Origin of the sequence: Natronorubrum sp. A-ect3 (genome assembly GCF_041821125.1) — an archaeon.
GTDB classification, from domain to species: Archaea; Halobacteriota; Halobacteria; order Halobacteriales; family Natrialbaceae; genus Natronorubrum; species Natronorubrum bangense.
The window spans coordinates 1,055,164-1,075,478 of record NZ_JBGUBB010000002.1; the positions used below are offsets into that span (position 1 = coordinate 1,055,164).

Sequence of the window (20,315 nt, forward strand, 5' to 3'; positions counted from 1 at the left end):
GGGTCCAAAAACACCGCGACGGTGGGCTACGTCTCCACGAAATTTCGCTGAACACCCATGACGCATCGCGCGTTACTGGTAATCAGGATCGACGCCATCGACGAGCCAGTCGACTGCCTGCTGGTGCCAGTCGTCGCTCGTCCCGGCGTTAATATACCGTTCCCATTCATAGATTCCCGACTCCTTGGCGAGGCGACGAAACTGCAGCGTCAGAATCGCCGAGTCGAGAACAACGCTCGAGCGAACCATCCCTGCGTCCTGATAGTGTTGCTGTCCCGCTCGCATGACCTGCTGTTCATCGTCGCTAAGCAGGTTCAACTCCCGCATATCGACGAGGACACCGAACTCGTCAGGTGCGTCCTGTAACGCCGTTCGAGAGTCGTCGGTCCACTCCTGAAGCTCTTGTTCGTCCATCTTCCCAGCAAACGTAATCTTGAACCCGAACTCCGTCTGTTCAATTGTGTACATTAGTGAACTATTTCGGCGAGAGGAAATCTCATACTATTATGATTTCGATGTTCGCTACCCTGTGTCCGAACTGTGACACGCCGCAAAAACAGCTGCTTCGACTCGAGGACAGCCCTGTCTAGACCGCGCTGCCGGGCTGGTACTCGCCGAACTCTTCGCGGAAGACGTTACAGACCTCGCCGACGGTCGCGTACGCTTTCACCGCGTCGATGATGTACGGCATGAGATTCTCGTCGCCTCGAGCCGCTTCACGCAGGGCCTCGAGTTTCGCTTCGGCTTCCTCGTCGTCGCGCTCGCTGCGGGTCGCCTCGAGGGTTTCGATCTTCCGTTGTTCGTCCTCTTTGGTGACCTCCTCGACGTCCATCTCGACGTCTTCCTCGACTTCGAACTCGTTGACGCCGACGATGATGCGGTCTTTGTTCTCGATTTCTTTCTGGCGGTCGAAGGCCGTGTCCTGAATCTGGCGCTGGACCCACTGCTGTTCGATGGCCTCGAGCATCCCACCGCGTTCGTCGACCTCCTCGAGGAGTTCGTAGGCTTCTTGCTCGACCTGATCGGTGAGGCTTTCGACGTAGTAGCTGCCGGCCAGTGGGTCGATGGTGTCTGCCGCGCCGGATTCGTGAGCGAGGATCTGCTGGGTTCGCAAGGCGGTACGGACGGACTCTTCGGTCGGCAGCGCGAGCGCCTCGTCTTTGCCGTTGGTGTGAAGACTCTGGGTGCCGCCGAGGACGGCCGCAAGGGCCTGATAGGCGACACGGACGACGTTGTTCTCGATCTGCTGGGCGGTCAGCATCGAGCCGGCCGTCTGGGTGTGGAACTTGAGCTGTTTGGATTTCGGATCGTCGGCATCGAAGCGCTCGTCGATGATATCGTGCCACATCCGACGGGCTGCGCGGAACTTCGCGACCTCTTCGAAGATGTTGTTGTGGCCGTTGAAGAAGAAGGATAGCTGCGGGGCGAACTCGTCGACGTCGAGTCCGGCGTCGATCGCCGCCTCGACGTACTCGATCCCGTCACCGAGCGTGAATGCGAGTTCCTGTGCTGCCGTCGCACCTGCCTCGCGGATGTGATAGCCCGAAATGGAGATCGTGTTGAACTTCGGCGTCTCTGCCGAACAGAACTCGAAGATGTCCGTGATGATCCGCATCGACGGCTTGGGCGGATAGATGTAGGTGTTCCGCGCGCTGTACTCTTTGAGCACGTCGTTTTGGATCGTCCCACGCAGCTCCTCACGGTCGACGCCCTGCCGATCACCCACGGCGATATAGAGGGCGAGCAACACCGAGGCGGGTGCGTTGATCGTCATCGACGTCGAGACCTCGTCGAGCGGAATGCCGTCGAAGACCGTCTCCATGTCATCAAGCGAGTCGATCGCGACGCCCGCTTTACCGACCTCACCAGCGGACATCGGGGCGTCCGAGTCGTGACCCATCTGCGTCGGCAGGTCGAACGCCATCGACAGCCCGGTCTGTCCCTGATCGAGCAGATAGTGGAACCGCTCGTTGGTGTCTTCCGGCGTCGAGAAGCCAGCGTACTGGCGCATCGTCCAGAGTCGACCGCGGTAGCCCGTCGAGTACACACCGCGCGTGTACGGTGGCTCTCCCGGGAAGCCGAGGTCTTCATCGTAGTCGATATCAGCGACGTCCTCGGGCGTGTAGATCCGATCGACTTCCTGGCCCCCCGTGTCCGTCGTGAACGTCTCCTTTCGTTCACCGAACCGGTCGATAACTGGCTCTACTTCGTCTTCGTGCCACTCCTCCTCGTTGGCACGAATCTCCTCGAGTTCGTCAGAGTCAAACATTATGGTTACAGTTGGTGGGGTGGGGCTTGAAGGTTGATGAATGCGGCTGATGTCGTCGCGGACTGTGGCTCGTTGATGTCATCGCTGAGCGCCCGACGTGACTGGATGGCTCGCCGATTAGACATCGTCGTCCGGCTCGTGTTGCTCGGCCATCCTGCGCGCCTCCGTTGCGTACCGATCTCGAGTGTCGGGATCGGCGACGGTGCCGACCGCGTCGGGTGAGACGCATAATCCGGCTTTCGTCGCTCGAGCAGGGCCGGTAAAACTCGTCAGCGCACGCTCGCGGCGGTGGTAGTAGCGACCGTCTTCGGTGGCGTACACCAGAATAATCAGGTTCAGTTCGTCGTCCGAGTACGTCCGCTCGACGAGCCAGACACGGACGCTGTCGTCGTCGCTGCACCTTTCGGTGTCGGGTTCGGTCATCGAGTTACCGGCCAGTGTCGTACTTATACGTCGCCGTCTCAGGGTCGATTCCGAAATCTTCGGCGGACTCCTCGTCCGAGGTTTCCCCACGGTCTTCAGGAGCGCGTTTGAACGCCTCTCGACGCTCCTCGGGCATTCGGAATCGATCGACGCTGATTTCCAGGGGGACCGCCTCCGGATCGACGCTATCGCGTTTCTCAGTCAGACGCTGCTGAAGGGTGGCTGGGAGCTGTGAGGTGTCGATCCGCCGGAAGCCAAACTGGGCGAGGTAGCTCCCTGCGCCCGTCAACGCGTAGACGGTTTCGAACCCTTCGTCGCTGGCGTATTCGACGAGTCGCTCAATAACGTGGGCACCGACGCCCTGATCTCGCCATCCCTCGAGGACGCCGATGCTGGTCAACTCACAGACATCGCCGTCGTCGTCCCTGTGGATGCGAATACGTCCGAAACCCGCCTTCTCGCCGGACTGTTCGTCGATGGCGACGACGTAGTCACGTGAGCGAAACGCCGTCTCGTCGAGCTCCATCGCCTCGATATGGTCGAGCAGCCAGACCTCCTCTCTGTTTTTCGCGTCCCGGACGTACATGATCTGAAGTACGGGCTGTGCCGATAAAAGAATACTGTCGGCTGTCACGGGAATCTCGCAACGATGGAGGTCTGAAGTCGCTGCGTTCGTCTCGAGTCGGCTCAGCCGGTGAGCCGGCGACTACGGCGTTTTGCTGACGACCAGAGCGCACGCGTGGGTGCAACCCATGGAACGACGACGACGGCTGTGAGAAACAACGCAGTCCAGAGGACGATGAACAGTCGGTTTCCGATGCCCAGGTCCGTCACGAACCAGGTCCCGACGACGATGGCAATACCCAAAATCGGGAGGAGAGACTCCCAGACAGAGTCTTGGATTGTCGTGACGAGCACTGGGGTGTAGTGCCAGGCGAGTAGGCCGCCGAGCCCACCACCGAAGGCGATGTGTGCGTTGCGGCTCCCGACGTAGATGACTGCGATCAGGCTGACGACGAACCCGACTGCGAACGCAGCGGTCGCCGTATCGATCGACAGCCGACGCGCAAGGACGTGTCTGACCAGATAGTAGCACGCCAGAAAGCCAACCCCATACGCAATCCCGCCAGCGACGTCACCGGGATAGTGGACGGCCAGTCCAACTCGCGTAAAGCCGACCCAACCGATGGCAGCAGTTCCAGCGAGAGCCCGTCGACGGACGGTGCTCACCGGCAGATCGACGACGAGCATGCCGACAATGATCGTCGCCGCCATCGCGTGGCCGCTGGGAAAGCTCGTTGTCGAGATATGAGCGGCGTGTTCGTACCATGGGACGAACCACGCGGGGAATGCATCGGCGCTGACTGGCGGGCCAACAGTCGGTCGGGTCGCCGTGTGAAAGGATTTCGTGATCGACATCAGCCCATAACAGCCGATGACACCACCGAGCCACGGTGCGACGAGGTCACGGTTGGCCCAGTAGGCGGCGATCATTGCAGGTGCAATCAGGTAGATGCTCCCGAGATACGAGAGCACAACCATGATGACGCCGAGCCACGTCGGCACGGCATCTCGGACGGCTTCGATAACAGCGGGGTCGAACCACATCGCCAGACTGTTCAGTATTCTAACCAGTATTTCTTTCGGTCGTGTTACATTTGGGTGACGGAATCCGCACCAAGCTGCGGTCTCGAGGCGAGCGTCGAACGACAGTCACCGATCGTCGTCAAGGTTCAACGCGTCGAAAAACCGGTGGACGAGTCGACCGCCGACGAACGCGAGCAACACGTCCGTGTCGTTTGCATTGTCGGCGAACAAGCCAAGACCGATCCGTCCGCCGGCCATATCGTGATGGCCGCCAGCCTGACCGAGATCATCGAAGCCGTCCTGCAACGTCTCACCGATATGGATCCGTGGATCGATAGAGCGAGCGCTCAGTCGGATCACATCCCCGACGATGCCGTAGACCAGAACCGTATCGACGCCCTCGAGATTCAGTAGATAATCCGCTGCTTGCGGGAGTGCATCGGTTTCAGCGGTCTTGCCAGCGCTTGCAACCAGTGCAGAGCCCCGCCGTTCGCGAGAGCCGATCGCCTGTCCGATCGCATCGAGTGTCTCCGAGGAAAACGCGCTGCCATACAGCTGCTCGAGCGTCTCGAGATCCGCATTTGGATAGACCGCAAGTGCGGCTTCGTACTCTCGTCTGGTCGGCTCGCGGACGAAGTCCAGTCGCTCACGGTGGAGCGCAAACAGGAGCGCTGATGCGAGCCGCGTCGTCAGTTCGACCTCGAGCGCGTCGAGATACTCGACGAAGATCGTGGCTGTCGCGCCGATGCTGTTTCGGACATCTTCGAACGCGGCCCCGACCGGCTCACCGGGGTGGTGGTCGACGATGATATCGGGCGTGGTCCGGGCAGGAACTTCCGTGTTCGCACCCGGCTGTGAGTGATCGACGAACCCAACACGGTCGTACTCACCGAGATCAGTATCGTCGAGCGTCTCGAGAGAGATGTCGAGCATATTGACGAACGCACGGTTTTGTTGGTGTGAGATCTCACCACCGTAGGCGATCGTCACCTCGTCGACGTCGTAATCACTCGCGATTGCTTCGAGAGCCAGCGCGCTGGCGAGACAGTCCGGATCCGGATTGTCGTGACAGACGATCACCAGCGACTCGGTCGTCTCGAGGATGGACGCGAGTTCGGCCGCACGGGACATAGCTCAAAATACGGGGACGAGACGCTTGAATGCCCTGTCAAAACGCAAAATTCGAGGCATGTTGTCTCACAGGTGGTTTCAGCCCTCTGTCTCGGCGTTTCCGAACCTCGTGTCGCCGATTATCGGACCCGCATTCGGCTCGGTGGTGATGTCAGCCAGGCCGGTGTGCGTGTCTACTGTGTGGACGATATCGATCTACTCGAACAGAGAAGGGTGCAGTAACAGTTTCGGCAAGACGAAACAGCGAGATTGTCACGACAGAAAACGACCGCGAAGAGAGAGAAGATCCGGAACGGGTTAGTCTGCGTTGAGGGGCGGACGTGCAGAGCGAGCTTCGTCGGAACCGTCGGCCGGGCCGTTGACGAACATCGCGTGGCCCATGATCGCGATTGCGACGATCGAGCCGATCGGAACTGCTGCGGTTAACGACACACCCACGACGGTCAGCGCTGCAGTGATACCGAGCAGTGCGACTGGGATCAGGCCGAGAACAATGTCGTAGTATCCAGTCATAATCTATGCTATAGTATGAGGAATATGTATATAAGCGTTTCCCATAATCGCTCTGTACTGGACTTATTTCTAACTCGTATTCAACTGAGTGCATATCCATAACTTATGGGTGGGATATTTGTCTCGATACGTGTGGAATAATAACCCCAACATTGCTTGAATCTCCCCCAGCGAACACATATTATTCTACCAGACAAATTTGTTAACCGCAGTACGGCAACGTGGTACTCCACATTTCTGACGCCGATGTTTAACTGTGCATGTATAATGGTTATTCATTATAGTCCTCTCAGTCACAGCAAAGGCCTGTACGAATAGTGATATATCATGAACGGAATAACTGTCAGGCGCGAAGATCGTACCGGCAACGGGACTGTCAAACGATCACCCAAGACCGCGGCGCGTCTCGTACTGCACGAAAGGGGCTGCTCACGGGAGGGCAGCGAAATGGCTGTCCTGTCGTAACAACGGAGCCGATTTCCACAGCCGTCGTTCGACCGGCTGTGCAGTGACGACCAGTGGCTGCTGTAGACGATTCGAGCGCCAAAAACCCAACAAGTTTGCGTGCCAGTAAAAATCTACGGCTCGTTCGAACCACCCGACTCGAGGCAGTTCACTGCGATGTTCGATACAGAACCGCCGTGTAGCCGACGCGCCAGCCAACGATCAAGAGCAGTCCAAACCCCGTCATGACAAGCGGAAACGGCCACGCTGCCGTGTCACCGAACACCGACTGGCGAAGCAACAAGCCAACGTTCGCCGCTGCAATCCACGTGACCGTCGTCAGCCGCGCGACTCGAGTCACCGACGACACGACGGTGTGCGCATAGAGGCCCGCCAGCACCGCCACGACGAGCCAGCCGATGACGAAGGGTGCGATTGCCTCGAGCGATGCGATCGGCTGCTCGAGCGGATTCACACCGTGGCTGCGTTGGCCGACGAGAACGAGCCCTGCGAGCAGCCCAACGTCTCCGACACCGAGGATGAGGGTCTCTCGATCGACCAGCCGAGAACGGCCGTCCGTTCGAACTGCTGTGTCCATAGCGTCAGTTCGGGACCGAACACATATTGTAGTCCCGATTCGGCTCCACTACAGCCTTGAGTGTGTCCGTTCAGACTCTCTCAGAAGAAGAACTAATAACGAATGAATACAAAGATGCGACCGATGGCTGTGGCTGATGACCGTCATGCAGGCTGTGATGGCTGTGGCCGCGCAGTTCCACTCGAGGAGCTTACGGTAGTGACGATGCCGGACGGCGAGCACGTCGCCTGTTGTCCCCGCTGTGAGCCACATGCCCGCGAGGCTGCACGAAAGTGTTCATCGCTCGACCAGCGCCGTGGGACCTGTGATGGGTGTACTGAAACCGTCCTCGAGGCCAAACTCGAGGATATCGTGTTGAACGACGGCACTGTCGTCTCCTGTTGTCCGGCCTGTGTGGCCAAAGCGCCGGACAACGACTCAGAGGCAACCGCCACGAGAGCGGACACCGACACGACAGCAGAACCGACTGACGGAAGCGACAGCGACACAGACGACGAGGAGACACTCTGTACGCAGTGCAACGAGTGGGTTCGCGCCGAACTGTTCCACGTGACGACTATCGACGACCGAACCGAGCGGCTGTGTCCAACCTGCAAGGACAGTGCCGAAGACGACGGGATCATTAAAGACGTCGAGATCAGGAAAACGAAAGCTCGAGAGGTTCTCGGGGTCGAACCCGGTGCCACCGACGAAGAGATTCGAACGGCGTTTCATACGCAGATAAAACGTGCCCATCCAGACCAGCAAAGCGGGAGTCGGTCGGCGTTCCAACTCGTCAGAGACGCCTACGAACGGCTCACCGAAGGGGCGTAGTCACTCGTCGCTGTCAGCGGCCGCCACCGTCACGACGGACGTAACCGATCGTCGCCGGATCGAACGCGTACGTCGCTCCACAGCGCTCACACGATGCGGTCAACAACTTACCGTGTTTGGATCGTGTCCAGAGTTTTGTCTGCTCCTGTTCGATCTCGAGTGTGACTGGATGTCCACAGTCAGGGTTCGTACACGGAAACCGAATATACCAGTTCGGGACCGACAGCGCACCGAGTGGTGCGAGTTGTGCCCGGAGCTGACTCAGTAGGTTGAAGATCGTTGCCGACGGGTTCTGCCGGTCGATTTCGACGCCGTCGACGGCATCGACGAAGCCGCCACGATGGTGTTCATCGTCGTACAGCGGGATCACGGGAATTCCCTTGGCCACGGCGTACCCGATCTCCTGGTTGACCCACTGGCTGTCGGCCGACGCCGTCGTCAGCACCGCAACCACGACATCGCTGTTTGCGAGTCGTCCCTCGAGCCGGTTTCGTTGCCGGCCGGATTCGACCGCTTCGAACGTGATGTGGACGCCGAACGGGAAGTTCTTGACCGTCGAGAACAGCTCCTGGACGAGTTCGAGATCACCGGGCGCGTGTGAGACATAAATCTGCTCTCTGGTCATCAGTTGCTCTACAGGAGTTGGGTGTGGGAACCGATATTATACTATCGAACAGCAGTCGATGACGCGAGTCGAGTGCTCGCTCGGTCGAACAGCGAGCACTCAGGCTCTAGTAGCCACTGACCCTCAGTGCGCACCCGATCGCACGACAGCTGTGTGATCGGTGTGCAACCAGTTTCAGTTGGTACGATAGTTGACAGTCGCCAGTCACTCCTGTTGGGCCGCCTCCGACTGGATCGTCTCGAGCACTCGCTGTGAGAACTCGAGATCGTCGAGTTCGAGCCCCAGCCCGTCAAACCACGCCTGGTCGACGTGCCAGTGGCCGCGGACCGCGCCGTCGGTCGTCACCGACGTCGCCTCGAGCCGTCCCGGTGCCCACCCGTGCTCGTTGGCGATGTCGAGCAGCGTCCGGACGACGGTGCCGACCTCGTCGCTCCCGACGCCCGACGTCTCGGTGACGGTCTCGTACTCGAGGACGAGGCCGGTCCCGTCGGGGAGATCGTCGACCGAATCAAATCCGGCAGCTGTCACATCGTTGTCCGATAGCAGCGTACACTCGGTGACGTAGATTCCCTGGCCCATGAGTCGGTTCTCGAGTGCGACGTCGATGGGACGAGTTTCGGTCATGGGTGGCCCTATCACGCGAGATGTGAAAAGCTGCCGGCCGAATCGGGTCACGGTAGTCGAAAAACGGATGCGGCTTACAACGGCTCGACGAGGTCCTCGAGCGCTGCCGTCGGATCGTCGGCTTTCGCGACACCGCTTGCGAGCAAGACACCTTCAGCACCGAGCTCGCCAGCAGCAACCGCGTCTTCGCCCGTACTGATACCGGCGCCACAGAGCACAGAGACGTCCGCGTCGACGGCCTGAGCTGCCTCGACAGCGCCTTCGACGATGTCCGGATCGGCCTGGCTGACCGGCGTCCCGGTGCCGATCAGTTCCGGTGGCTCGACGGCGACTGCGTCCGGGCCGAGCGCCGCCGCCGCACCGATCTGGGCCGGGTTGTTGGCACAGACGACGGTCTCGAGGTTGGCCCGTTCGGCGGCCTGGACAGCGCCGTCGACGTCGGCGAGTTTCAGCCGCTGTTCGGAGTGGTTGATGAGCGTCCCGACCGCGCCCGCCTCGGCGACGGTCTCGGCGAGTGTGTGTCCGGTGTTGCTCCCGTAGTCGATCGGATCGACGTGCTGGGCCCACGTTTCAGCACCCGTTTCAGCGACGCGCTCGAGGTGGGCCGCCTGCGGGGCGACGGCGACGCGAGCATCGGCAGACTCGTTGACGTCACGGACAGCTTCCGCGACGGCGACTGGATCACATGGATACGTCTTCAGGTTGACGAGGATGAACATATCAGCACAGCCATTCGCACGGAAGAAATAGTTTGCGAGTCGACGGCATCAGCGGGCGCACACGTCCGTCGATGACGGCACCGACTGGCCGTCATACGGACAACTATACGTCAGTTCCATGCAGCTACGACTGTCTGCGGTTGCACCGATAAATCGGTACAGCAGACCGTCTCAGTCCTTGCGCTTGACGACGTCTCCGAGCGTGTAACTGCCCGTCGAGGAGCCACCCGACCACTCCGAGTCGTCAGCCGAGCCGCTCTCGGCGCTCAGGGTAATCTCGAGGAACTTCTCGAGTTTCGACTGGACACGGTCGCTTGGCAGCGTATCGCCGCGTTCGATCTTTCGAATCAGGCTCGCCTTCTCGTTGAGTTCGTTCGCGAGATCAGACTGGCTGAGTCCCTTGTTCTCGCGAGCGTTGCGAACGCGATCGTCGTAATCCGTCGCAAGCTCGTCCATGTCGTCGAACATATCCGAGCGTCGCTGGCTACTCGAGGAACTCGAAGAACTCGAGCTTGCACTCGTGGTCGAACTCGAGGAACTCGAGCCACCACTAGAGCCCGAGGACGAACTCGAAGTCGAATACTTCGTCGAGCCACTGGTGCTCGAGGGCTGTTTGACTTCAGTGCCGAAATCGGTGCAGTTCGAACACACGTCTAACTTCGCACCCTCGACCTTGATAGTCTTCGGAGACGACGTCTCAGCGCCACACATCTCGCACTGGACCATACCCGACACTATATCGCGGCGAGTGATAAACCATGCGGGCGCTCCCGAACAAGGAGACGGCGGTTACTCGAGCGCCGACCAGGAGTAGACAAAGCGCTGGAGCGCGGTCAGATGGCCGACGACCGCGAGGAAGACGAGCAGCCAGCCGATCAGCGTGAGCCCGCCGTAGGTTCCCGAGACTGGGTAGGCGAGAAAGCCGACGAGGCCGATAATCGCCAATCGGTCTGCACGTCCGACGAGCCCACCATAGACTCGGTCGAGGCCAACGGCCTGTGCCTGCGTCCCGAGATACGACGTCATCACGACACCCGTCACCGCGAGAAAGCCGAGGAAGTAGTCCCCGACACCTGCAGCCAGGCCGCCGATGACGACGATGTCCGCATACCGGTCGAGGACGTGATCAAGCAGGTCCCCGCCCGCGGAGGCGACGTTTTGTTCGCGGGCGAGCGCCCCATCGACGATGTCGAGCCAGCCGTTGCAAAAGACGAGGATCGCAGCAACGACGTACCAGATCGGGGCTGCTTGGCCACCCAAAAAGAACGCAACGGCAGCCAGGATCGCCATCCCGAACGCTAACACGCTTACCCCGTCGGGACTCATCCCAACACGATCGAATCCCTTGACGAACGGATCGAGAAATCGAGAGACGTACGGACGGAACTTATCGAGCGTCATGTCAGATACCCCATGAAGTCTACCTCGCCAGCGCTCGGTTCTCGGTCGCCTGTCACGACCGCCTCGAGGGCGTCAGCAACTGCCTCGGGGTCACGATCGGTCGTGTCGATCTCGTAGACCGACTCGAGGCCGTGTTCGTCGACGGCTTCCGAGAGGACAACGTCGAGAGCCTCGCTCTCGGCGTTTTCGGCCGCTTTGGCTTCGGTTTCGCCGCGTTCGAGCAGGCGCTTCTCGAGCGTTTCGGGGGCACACCGGAGGACGGCAACCCGGTCAGCGTCGAAGTGATGTGCGAGATGTGAGTCGATGACAGCGTCGTCCCGGCCCTCGAGCCAGTCAGAAAGCGCCTCGAGGTCGGCGATTTTGCTCCCGCGGTCGGCGTCGACCTCTGTGTAGAGGCCTTCCTCGTCGAGGACCGCATTCAGGTGGATGACCTCGAGGTCCGGCAGCGAATCGTCATCGAGTCTGGTAGCGAGGATGTCCGTCGCGGTCGTCTTCCCGGTCCCCGGAGTGCCGGTGACGGCGACTCTCACGTATTGGCCACCTCCGAATCGGTGTCGTCATCGAGTTCGAGGTCCGCGAGCACGGCGTTGAGCGTCTCGACAGCACGGTCGGTCTCGTCGTCGGTCCCACAGGTAATGCGGATACAGCCCGGGAGGCCGAAACTCGAGCAGTCACGGATAATGACGCCGCGTTCCTGCATCGCTTCGGCCACGGCCGTCGCGTCACCGACATCGACGAGCACGAAGTTGCCCTCACTCTCCCAGACGTGGGCGTCGATCGTCTCGCGCATGTACTGGCAGGACTCGAGGGTTGTCTCGACGGTTCGCTCGACGTGTTCTTCGTCGTCGATTGCGGCCAGTCCGGCCCGGCAGGCAAGTTCGCTTGCCGCGAACGGGGTGTTCACGCGAGCGTAGGCGTCGGCCCACTCGTCGGGAACGACGGCATAGCCGAGTCGCACGCCGGCCAGCCCGTAGGCCTTCGAGAACGTCCGCAAGACGGCCACGTCATCGCGGGACTCGAACCCATTTCGTCCCTCGGTCAGCGAGAGCGCGCTCTCACCATCAGCAAACTCGCCGTAGGCTTCGTCGACGACGACCAGCGTCTCCGCGTCGGTTTCGGCGGCGATCCGCTCGATTTCTGCGAGCGCCATGGTCGAGCCGGAGGGGTTGTGCGGGCTCGTGATCCAGACGATTCGGTCGCCGTCGTAGGCCTCGAGGACGGTGTCGGCTGTCTGTTCGAAGTCGGCCTCGCGCTCGAGGCTGTACTCCCGGACGTCGCCGTGGTGGAACCGGGAACTCATCCCGTAGTAGGCAAAGCCGGGTGTCGGAACGAGAATCGTGTCGTCGGGCTCGAGTGCGGCGCGGTGGAGGTAATCGATCGCCCCGTCGCCGCCGTTTGCGAGCCAGACCTGCTCGTCGGAGACATCCCAGCGGTCGGCCACGGCGGCAGTGAGGTCGGCGTGGGCAGCTTTCGGATACGAACTGACACTCGAGGCAGCCTCACGGATCGCCACGGTCGCTGCCGGAGACGGACCGTGGGGGTTCTCGTTGGAGGCGAGTTTGATCAGTTCCGAAGGATCACGCCCGAGCTCGCGGGCGACTTCCTCGATCCCTCGACCCGCCTCGTAGGCGACGTGATCGGACAGGTCTCGCGGTTTCATACGCCAATGCTGTTTACGACGGGTCTTAAGAGTGCTCAACTGTCTCCGCTCGCAGGGACTGTCAGTTCACCCGACAGCCACGACGAAGCAAGAGCCACATGCCGCGGCGAAGTGAACGGCTGACGCGCTTGATCACCGTCACCAGAGGCTCACGAACGCGACGAGCAAGAGCGCCCACTTGAAGAACGTCAGCTCACGCTCGTAGCCGTCGATCAGGGTGCGGAACGTCTCCGAATCGTGCTCCAGGACGATCAGTATCGCGAACTGCAGGAGACAGGCGGCCGCCAGCAGGTCGGTGGTCACGACCGAGATCGAGATCGCGACCGCAGCCATCGCGAGGACGAGTTCGAGAAGCCGTCCGAGATTCATCGGTAGTAGACGGGAATGCAGCCCTCATAGTTCTTCGTGGTTGCGCTCGGTCAGACCTCCCGGAGCCGCTCGAGTCGCTCGAGCGAGTCGGCATCCCTCGGGTCCTTGTCATGGCGTACAGCCTGGAACCGCGGAAATCGCAGTGCGTAGCCCGACGAGTACGTCGGCGAGGTCTGAATCTCCTCGTAGCCGACCTCGAAAACGATTTCGGGCTCTACGTCTACCTCCTGTCCGTCCTCGCTTGCGACGTGGGGCTCGAGTAACTCGGTCAGTTCTTCGAGTTTCTCGTCGGTGATTCCGGTCGCGACCTTCCCGACGGTCGCTAGATTTTGCGAGTCCACCGCAGCGTCGGCGGAACGTCGTTCTCCGCCGTCGTCCGCGCGCACGGAGAGTTCGAACGTGCCGAGGAACGTCGCCCGCCGCCCTTCGCCCCACTCCGCACCCGTGACCACGCAGTCGAGCGTCTCGACGTCGGGTTTGCGTTTCCGCCAGTGTTTCCCGCGTCGACCCGGCGAGTACGTCGAGTCGGGATCTTTGAGCATGATCCCCTCGTGACCGCCCTCGAGGGCGTCGGCGTCGATCGACTCGATCTCGTCGGGGTCGTCGGTGCACCAGAGCAAAGAGAGGCCGTCGACGGCTTCGGGCTCTTGATCCGGGTCGTCGGCGAGGAGGGACTCGAGTCGCTCGTGGCGCGTCGTCAGCGACTCGGCGAGCAGGTCGTCGCCGCCGGCGTGCAGACAGTCGAAGAAAACGGGCCGGACCTCGACGTCTTCTCGGGCTTTCGCGACGTCGTGTTTGCGCCGGAAGCGCTTGAGGACTTCCTGAAACGGCAGCGGCGTGCCGTCGTCATCGACGGCGACGACCTCGCCGTCGAGAATCGCCGGCTCCTCGAGTGTGTGTTCGGCGAACTCGACGACCTCCGGTAAGGCGTTGGTAACGTCCTCCATGTTGCGTGAGAAGACACGGGTTTCAGCCGCGTCTGTGCCGTTTTCGGGATCGTGGTGCAACTGAACGCGAGCCCCGTCGTACTTCCACTCGACGGCCGCCTCGTCCCACTCCTCGAGTGCGTCGGTGACGGTTCCAGCCTGTGCGAGCATCGCCTGGACGGGCCGGCCGACCTCGAGGTCCATCGCGTCCAGCCCCTCGAGACCGTCGTCACGGGCGACTCGAGCGACCTGGCCGTAGTCGTTCGACACCTGCAGCGCGCGTTCGACGCGTTCGCCCGGCACGTCGAAGGCCTCGCTGATGGCGTCGCGAACGGCACCCTCGCCGACACCGATACGCATCTCAGAGAGGACGAGACGGGCGAGATACCGGGCTTCCGCGCTTTCACAGCGGTTGAACAGGCCAAAGAGGAGATCGACTTTCGTGTCGTGACTGCCCGAACCCGAAGTGGCGGCGAGATCAACGAGTGTCTCGAAGACCTCACGGACGGTCAACGCGTCGCTCGTCCCGCCTGCAGTGAACGCCCCCAGCCCCTGCTGGCCACCGAAATCGTAGCCGGCTGCCACCTCGCCGATCTCGCCGACCTCGGCGAGCCGTTCCTCGACGTCGTCGGCGCTGACGTTCGTCCCCGCCGCGCGAGCGATCGCCTCATAACAGGTGTTCGGACCGATATCGAGCGTCGTCGACTGCCAGGCCGGAAACACCCGGCCCTGCACGAACCGGGCGACGACCGCGAGGTCATCGCCTGCGTCCTCGAGTAGCTCCCTGACGTGGGCAATGATCTCGAGGTCCGCGGATTCGGCGTCGATCGCAGCGACACGGTCGGCGAACGTGGCGAACTCCATCGGCGGAGAGTATCGTCGGGGGGAGTAAAACGGTTCTGAGAGCGGACGCGGGAGACAAGCCGGCGCTCATCTGGAGGGACGGATTTAAAGCCCGTCGCGCCCGCAGGGGGAGGTATGCCAGAGGAGGAACTCGCAGCGCGGGTCGCAGACGTGCTTTCGGTCGACGCCGAGGAGTTTCGCGAGCGAGCCGAGGCCGACGCCGAGGTGATCAAAGACGCCATCGATCACGGCGTCTTCGACAACCCACAGGCGATCATCGGCCTCGAGTACGAGTTTTACGCGATCAAAAGCGACGACGGAACGCTGCGGCGGGTGCCGCGTCGCCTCCTCGAACTCATCGGCTTCGAGAAGGAACTCGGCCTCCACAACGCGGAGATGACGACCAGCCCACAACCGCTGAACGCATACGGGCTGCTCGCCCAGGAGTCGGAGGTCAAATCACGGCTACAGACGGCCCTCGACGTCACCCAATCCGAGCGTATGCGACTGGTCAGTGATGCACTCTGGACGATCCCGCCCGAAGGCGAGGATGCGACGACTTACCTCACCGACAGCATCGAACGGACGATCGAGGGCCCGGACGGGACCGACCAGTCGATCCGCATCGCGACCAATATGAGCGACTCCGCGCGTTATCACGCGATGGCCAACACCGACCGGGCCGACGTCGCCGGGATGCATATCGACGCGCCACACGTCTCGCTCGAGGCCGACACGGTGATGCCCGAGAGCCTCATTACGTCGATCCAGCCCCATTATCAGGTGTCACACGCTCCCGACCTGCCGCGATACTTCAACTACGCGCTGCGCGTTGCTGGTCCCCTCCTCGCACTCGGTGTCAACTCGCCGTTTTTCCCGGCCGATCTGTACGACGACGACGCGACGGCCGACGAGATCCTCGAGGACTGCTGGATGGAACACCGGATCAGTGTCTTCGAGACCATGCTGAACGATCCTGCAACCGGCGAAGGCAAGGTTCGATTCCCCCGCGACCTTGGAACCGTCGAGGAGGCGATCGACCGAATCGCCGCCGACGACACCATGGTCCCGATGCCAGTCACCGAGGGCGAACGGTTCGACGATCAGTTCCCCCACTTCCGGCGCAAACACGGCACCTACTGGCGATGGGTCCGGCCAGTGTTCGGCGGGCCAACCCGTTCGGCTGCCAACGCCCGTATCGAGTTCCGGCCGATCCCCGCCCAGCCAACTGTCAGAGACTCCATCGCTTTCCTTGCCGCCTTTGCCGGCCTGATGGAGAGTCTCGTTCGCCTCGAGCACCCCGTCGTCGAACTGGACTGGGAACTCGCCCGCGAGAACTTCTATGCGGCGATGCGGGACGGCCTCGAGGCCGACCTGACGTGGATCACCAACGACGGCAAGGAGACGACCGACTGTCTCGAACTGTACGAGGATCTGTTGGCCCACGCCGAAGACGGCCTGATCAACCGCGGCCTCTCCGATGAGCAGGCTGCCAAGTATCTCTACCCGCTTCGGCGTCGGGTTCGTCAGGGCGTGACGCCGGCCTCCTGGAAACACGACCAGGTCAGTGACGCTGTCGCGGACGGCACATCGCTCCCGGAAGCGACTGCGACCATGCAACGCCAGTACGTCCGCCGGCAGGAGGAGACGCTGCTCGAGGGGAGTTTCGCCGACTGGATCGGCGACTGAACTGTTCTCTGGGTCGTTTAGGCGGGAAACAGCGGTCGTCCAGCACGTGACGAATCCGAAGATACTTGCCTGACTGGCTGGTCAGTTAGAATACTATTGACTGACCAGCCAGTCAGAATCGCGCTGACCGACGAGTTCGACGACGCGCCCTCCACAGCGCCGAGTACACGCTGTTGGCAGCTGCTCACAGCCGATGTCGGCCAAACGGAGGCCGGGGTCGAATGACGGTTCGTGACCACGTGGATGCGATCTTCAAATCGCCCGACGAGCTTGATCTCACCTCGGGCGGCATCGCGAAACCCCTGATCTACCTCTCGATTCCGCTCATCATCACGAACCTGCTGCAGGTCACCTACAATCTCGCGGACACGTTCTGGCTCGGCCAGCACAGCACGACCTCGCTTGCGGCGATCAGCTTCGCGTTCCCGATGGTGTTTTTCCTCATCGCACTCGCACTCGGGGTGTCGGTCGCCGGCAGCGTCCTCGTCGCCCAGTATACGGGTGCCGGCGAGACGGAAGAGGCAGAGTACGCCGCCTCACAGACGATCTCGTATACGATCATCGCGTCGATCGTCCTCGGCGCAGCCGGCTACGTGTTCGTCGAAGACGCTATCGTCTTGCTCGGTGCGTCCGACGACGTTGCGCCGTTGGTTGCCGCCTACATGGAAGTGTACTCCATCGGGCTGGTCGCCGTCTTCGGCTTCCTCGTCTTCCTCGCGCTCATGCGGGGCTACGGCGACACCGTCACGCCGATGCTCGTGATGTTCGGCTCCGTCGTGCTCAACATCGTCCTCGATCCCTTCCTCATCTTCGGGTTCGAGGAGAACCCGCTGTTTGGCTATCTCGGACTGAACGCTCTCGAGGCCGACCTGTATGCGCTCACCGGCTACGCGGGCGCGGGCATCGAAGGCGCTGCCATCGCAACCGTCGTCTCGAGAGCGCTGGCGTTCGCGGTCGGCCTCGCGATCCTGTTCCGTGGGACACACGGTGTCCAGATCAGTATCGAGCAGATGAGACCCGACCTCGAGTACGCCCGGCGACTCGTCGATATCGGGACGCCAGCGTCCGTCGAGGGAACGGCAAGAGCGCTGTCGATCAACCTGCTGTTGGTCATCATCGCGATCTTTCCCGAGACCGTCGTCGCCGCGTTCGGGATCGGGACGCGCGTGTTCTCGGTGATCTTCCTCCCCGCAATCGCCTTCTCACAGGGGATCGAGACGATGACGGGCCAGAACATCGGTGCCGGGAACCGTGACCGCGCAGAGCGAACGAATCACTTCGGCGCGAAAGTGTTGTTCGTCACACTCACTGGCCTTGGCATCCTCGTCTTCCTCGCCGCCGCGCCGATCGTCTCGATCTTTACGACCGACCCCGCAGTCGTCGATGAGGGTGCGCTATTCCTCCGGTACACCGCCCTGACTTTTGGCTTCATGGGCGTGATGCGGGCCTACAGCGGTGGTTTCCGTGGTGCCGGTAAGACACTCATCGCTGCCGCGATCTCGATACTCACGCTCGGCGTCCTCCGTTTTCCACTCGCGTGGGTCGGTGCAGAGTATCTCGGCTCGAGCGGTGTCTGGCTCGCGTTCGCCGTCTCGACCGTGATCGGCGGCGCGATTGCCTACGTCTGGTTTACGTGGGTGGATTGGCTCGGTGGAGGACTCACCGAGGAGAGCATCGCGTCCGGTGTCGAAGACGCCGGCGAGAACGCCAGCGAAAACGTTGGGAGCGACGACTGACGCCGTCGACAGTTCTGATCGAATCGTGACAGGGACGGGTGCGCCGGAGTTGACACAGTGCTGGGCGGCTCTCGAGCGAGCACCACAGAACCGATTCAACTGCGTCCACCGGTGGTGTACGGACTCGTTCCGTGGTCCGGAAAGCCGCAAGCCATTAAGTAGTTAGGCTCGAGAGGACCGGGTATGGTAACTTTCCTCTCAGGGGGCACCGGAACGCCGAAGCTACTCGACGGTGCTGCCGCCGCGTTCTCGCCAGAGGAAACCACCGTTATCGCCAACACCGGTGACGACATCGAACTCGGCGGGCTGTTCGTCTCGCCGGACGTCGACACGCTGCTTTTTCAGGGCGGTGGGGTGCTCGACCGCGAGACGTGGTGGGGAATCGACGGCGACACGCATCGAACCAACACGGCGCTTGCTGATATCGCTTCAGCTGGCGGCCTCCCCGAGGGGCCGCAGTATCTCCCCGAAGACAAACAGACCGCCGGGCGAAAGATTTCGAACTGGCGGCGTTTTTCCGGCACAGCAGAGTTCATGACGATCGGGGATCGTGACCGAGCCGTCCACATCACGCGAACGAGCCTGCTCGATGAAGGGTTGACGTTGAGCGAGGCGACAGGACGACTTGCCGACGCCTTCGGCCTCGAGGTCGACCTGTTGCCGATGAGCGACGACCCCGTCGCTAGCCTCATCCACACCGACGACGGACTGATGCACTTCCAGGAGTACTGGGTCGCCCACCGGGGCGAACCGTCCGTCGAGACCGTCGAGTTCCGGGGCTCTTCACACGCCGAACCCGCACCGGGCGTGCTCGATGCCCTCGAGGACACGGTCGTCGTCGGTCCATCGAACCCCGTCACGAGCATCGGCCCAATGTTGACGCTGCCGGGTGTCCCCGACACGCTCAGCCAGTCGACGGTCGTCGCTGTTTCGCCGTTTCTCGGCGACGATGCTTTCTCCGGCCCCGCCGGCGACCTCATGGCGGCGGTCAACGCAACGCCGAACACCGCGGGGCTCGCGACCGCGTATCCGTTTGCCGACGCGTTCGTCATCGACGAAGACGACGACACTGCGTTCGATCAGCCAACGATCCAGACGGACATCCGCATCGACTCGCCCGAGGACGCCGCACGGGTCTCACGGGCGGTTAAGGACGCGATCGACCTCGTCGACTGACTTATGTTCACACCACTACTCGCACTCGCAAGTCTCAGCGGCGAAGCCGACGCCGACTGGGCCCGCACTGGAAGCGAGTACGCAGGCGCTGCATTCCTCGGCGGCATCGCCCTCGACGATGACTCTCGAGCCGCTGCTCGCGCCCTCGTCGCCCGCGACCGAAGCGAGTTCCTGCCCGACGATCCGCTCGCCTTCATCGACCGTGAACTCGCCGCCCTCGAGGACGTGCCCATTCAGCCGGCGTTCAACGTCCGGAGCGCGACGCCCGACCCAATCCCCGACGCGGCGCGGGTCTGTCGAGATCGGGACGCGTTGCTCGAACTCAACGCCCACTGCCGACAGGACGAGCTGTGTGCCGTCGGCTGTGGCGAGACGCTGCTTCGAGATGCCGAGCGACTCTGTAACTACGTCGAGCGGGCGGCCGAAACCGGCGCAACCGTCGGCGTGAAGGTTCGCACGGAGGTCCCTGGCGTCGATCTGCCGGCGCTTGCACAAGGGCTCGAGGCCGCGGGCGCTGCGTTCGTCCACATCGACGCGATGGACAGCGAGTCGGTCGTCGGCGATGTCGTCGACGCGACGGATCTGTTCGTCATCGCCAACAACGGTGTCCGTGACGCCGAGACCGTCCGGGAGTACGCCGAGTGCGGCGCTGACGCAGTCAGCGTCGGTCGCCCCAGCGACAATCCGGACGTCTTGGCGCGCGTGCTCGCAGCCGTCGAAAAACAGTACGGCCTCGAGTCGACACCGACCCGGTAGATCAGCCGCTGGT

The 20,315-nt window shown here is 62.0% G+C and carries 22 protein-coding genes; 5 read left to right on the top strand and 17 right to left on the bottom strand.

Annotated elements, in window-relative coordinates; genetic code table 11:
- Positions 1 to 72: 72 nt before the first annotated feature.
- From ACERJA_RS11960 to ACERJA_RS11995, 8 genes are all read right to left on the bottom strand, one after another.
- The gene (locus ACERJA_RS11960) at positions 73 to 468 is read right to left on the bottom strand and encodes a hypothetical protein (protein ID WP_373608420.1); all 396 of its coding nucleotides are present in this window, start codon (positions 466 to 468) and stop codon (positions 73 to 75) included.
- A gap of 118 nt (positions 469 to 586) precedes the next feature.
- A complete protein-coding gene (locus ACERJA_RS11965; protein WP_373608422.1) occupies positions 587 to 2,269 on the bottom strand; it encodes a methylmalonyl-CoA mutase in 1,683 nt (560 codons plus the stop codon).
- A 117-nt stretch (positions 2,270 to 2,386) separates the two neighbouring features.
- On the bottom strand, positions 2,387 to 2,692 hold the full coding sequence (locus tag ACERJA_RS11970) for a hypothetical protein (protein WP_373608423.1): 306 nt from the start codon (positions 2,690 to 2,692) through the stop codon (positions 2,387 to 2,389).
- A gap of 4 nt (positions 2,693 to 2,696) precedes the next feature.
- Entirely contained in the window at positions 2,697 to 3,278 is a 582-nt protein-coding gene (locus ACERJA_RS11975; protein ID WP_373608424.1) for a GNAT family N-acetyltransferase, read from the bottom strand.
- A gap of 101 nt (positions 3,279 to 3,379) precedes the next feature.
- The gene (locus tag ACERJA_RS11980; RefSeq protein ID WP_373608425.1) at positions 3,380 to 4,300 is read right to left on the bottom strand and encodes a phosphatase PAP2 family protein; all 921 of its coding nucleotides are present in this window, start codon (positions 4,298 to 4,300) and stop codon (positions 3,380 to 3,382) included.
- A gap of 105 nt (positions 4,301 to 4,405) precedes the next feature.
- Positions 4,406 to 5,410, bottom strand: coding sequence for a bifunctional oligoribonuclease/PAP phosphatase NrnA (locus ACERJA_RS11985; protein ID WP_373608427.1), 1,005 nt, complete (start codon positions 5,408 to 5,410; stop codon positions 4,406 to 4,408).
- Positions 5,411 to 5,707: 297 nt separating this feature from the next.
- Positions 5,708 to 5,923: a hypothetical protein gene (locus tag ACERJA_RS11990; RefSeq protein ID WP_006065773.1), complete on the bottom strand. Its 216-nt coding sequence runs from the start codon at positions 5,921 to 5,923 to the stop codon at positions 5,708 to 5,710.
- Between the two features lie 613 nt (positions 5,924 to 6,536).
- Entirely contained in the window at positions 6,537 to 6,965 is a 429-nt protein-coding gene (locus ACERJA_RS11995) for a DUF3054 domain-containing protein (protein ID WP_373608428.1), read from the bottom strand.
- 123 nt (positions 6,966 to 7,088) lie between these two features.
- Here ACERJA_RS11995 and ACERJA_RS12000 point away from each other — a divergent pair, with 123 nt between their 5' ends.
- Entirely contained in the window at positions 7,089 to 7,778 is a 690-nt protein-coding gene (locus ACERJA_RS12000; RefSeq protein ID WP_373608429.1) for a J domain-containing protein, read from the top strand.
- 13 nt (positions 7,779 to 7,791) lie between these two features.
- Here the strand turns inward: ACERJA_RS12000 and ACERJA_RS12005 are convergent, their stop codons facing one another.
- The 9 genes from ACERJA_RS12005 to ligA form a co-directional block, all read right to left on the bottom strand.
- Complete coding sequence (locus tag ACERJA_RS12005; RefSeq protein ID WP_373608430.1) at positions 7,792 to 8,403, bottom strand: toll/interleukin-1 receptor domain-containing protein; 612 nt, start codon at positions 8,401 to 8,403, stop codon at positions 7,792 to 7,794.
- A gap of 204 nt (positions 8,404 to 8,607) precedes the next feature.
- On the bottom strand, positions 8,608 to 9,027 hold the full coding sequence (locus ACERJA_RS12010) for a hypothetical protein (RefSeq protein ID WP_373608431.1): 420 nt from the start codon (positions 9,025 to 9,027) through the stop codon (positions 8,608 to 8,610).
- A 74-nt stretch (positions 9,028 to 9,101) separates the two neighbouring features.
- Positions 9,102 to 9,746: a triose-phosphate isomerase gene (gene tpiA, locus ACERJA_RS12015; RefSeq protein ID WP_373608432.1), complete on the bottom strand. Its 645-nt coding sequence runs from the start codon at positions 9,744 to 9,746 to the stop codon at positions 9,102 to 9,104.
- Positions 9,747 to 9,917: 171 nt separating this feature from the next.
- Positions 9,918 to 10,472: a multiprotein bridging factor aMBF1 gene (locus ACERJA_RS12020; RefSeq protein WP_373608433.1), complete on the bottom strand. Its 555-nt coding sequence runs from the start codon at positions 10,470 to 10,472 to the stop codon at positions 9,918 to 9,920.
- A gap of 63 nt (positions 10,473 to 10,535) precedes the next feature.
- On the bottom strand, positions 10,536 to 11,147 hold the full coding sequence (locus ACERJA_RS12025) for a CDP-alcohol phosphatidyltransferase family protein (RefSeq protein ID WP_373608434.1): 612 nt from the start codon (positions 11,145 to 11,147) through the stop codon (positions 10,536 to 10,538).
- Positions 11,144 to 11,677 carry an adenylate kinase family protein gene (locus tag ACERJA_RS12030; protein WP_373608435.1) on the bottom strand — a complete coding sequence of 178 codons (534 nt, stop codon included), beginning with the start codon at positions 11,675 to 11,677 and terminating at the stop codon, positions 11,144 to 11,146. The genes ACERJA_RS12025 and ACERJA_RS12030 overlap by 4 nt, the downstream gene beginning before the upstream one ends.
- Positions 11,674 to 12,807 (bottom strand): histidinol-phosphate transaminase, encoded by a 1,134-nt coding sequence (hisC, locus tag ACERJA_RS12035; RefSeq protein WP_373608436.1) that lies wholly within the window; start codon positions 12,805 to 12,807, stop codon positions 11,674 to 11,676. Before hisC ends, ACERJA_RS12030 begins: the two co-directional genes overlap by 4 nt.
- Positions 12,808 to 12,945: 138 nt before the next feature.
- Positions 12,946 to 13,176 carry a hypothetical protein gene (locus tag ACERJA_RS12040; RefSeq protein WP_373608437.1) on the bottom strand — a complete coding sequence of 77 codons (231 nt, stop codon included), beginning with the start codon at positions 13,174 to 13,176 and terminating at the stop codon, positions 12,946 to 12,948.
- A 50-nt stretch (positions 13,177 to 13,226) separates the two neighbouring features.
- Positions 13,227 to 14,966: an ATP-dependent DNA ligase LigA gene (gene ligA, locus ACERJA_RS12045; protein WP_373608438.1), complete on the bottom strand. Its 1,740-nt coding sequence runs from the start codon at positions 14,964 to 14,966 to the stop codon at positions 13,227 to 13,229.
- A 114-nt stretch (positions 14,967 to 15,080) separates the two neighbouring features.
- Here ligA and ACERJA_RS12050 point away from each other — a divergent pair, with 114 nt between their 5' ends.
- The 4 genes from ACERJA_RS12050 (at position 15,081) to ACERJA_RS12065 (ending at position 20,302) form a co-directional block, all read left to right on the top strand.
- Entirely contained in the window at positions 15,081 to 16,634 is a 1,554-nt protein-coding gene (locus ACERJA_RS12050; RefSeq protein WP_373608439.1) for a hypothetical protein, read from the top strand.
- Positions 16,635 to 16,855: 221 nt separating this feature from the next.
- On the top strand, positions 16,856 to 18,370 hold the full coding sequence (locus ACERJA_RS12055; protein ID WP_373608440.1) for an MATE family efflux transporter: 1,515 nt from the start codon (positions 16,856 to 16,858) through the stop codon (positions 18,368 to 18,370).
- Between the two features lie 183 nt (positions 18,371 to 18,553).
- Positions 18,554 to 19,546 (top strand): 2-phospho-L-lactate transferase, encoded by a 993-nt coding sequence (cofD, locus tag ACERJA_RS12060; RefSeq protein WP_373608441.1) that lies wholly within the window; start codon positions 18,554 to 18,556, stop codon positions 19,544 to 19,546.
- Positions 19,547 to 19,549: 3 nt separating this feature from the next.
- A complete protein-coding gene (locus ACERJA_RS12065) occupies positions 19,550 to 20,302 on the top strand; it encodes a tRNA-dihydrouridine synthase (protein ID WP_373608442.1) in 753 nt (250 codons plus the stop codon).
- Positions 20,303 to 20,315: the final 13 nt, after the last annotated feature.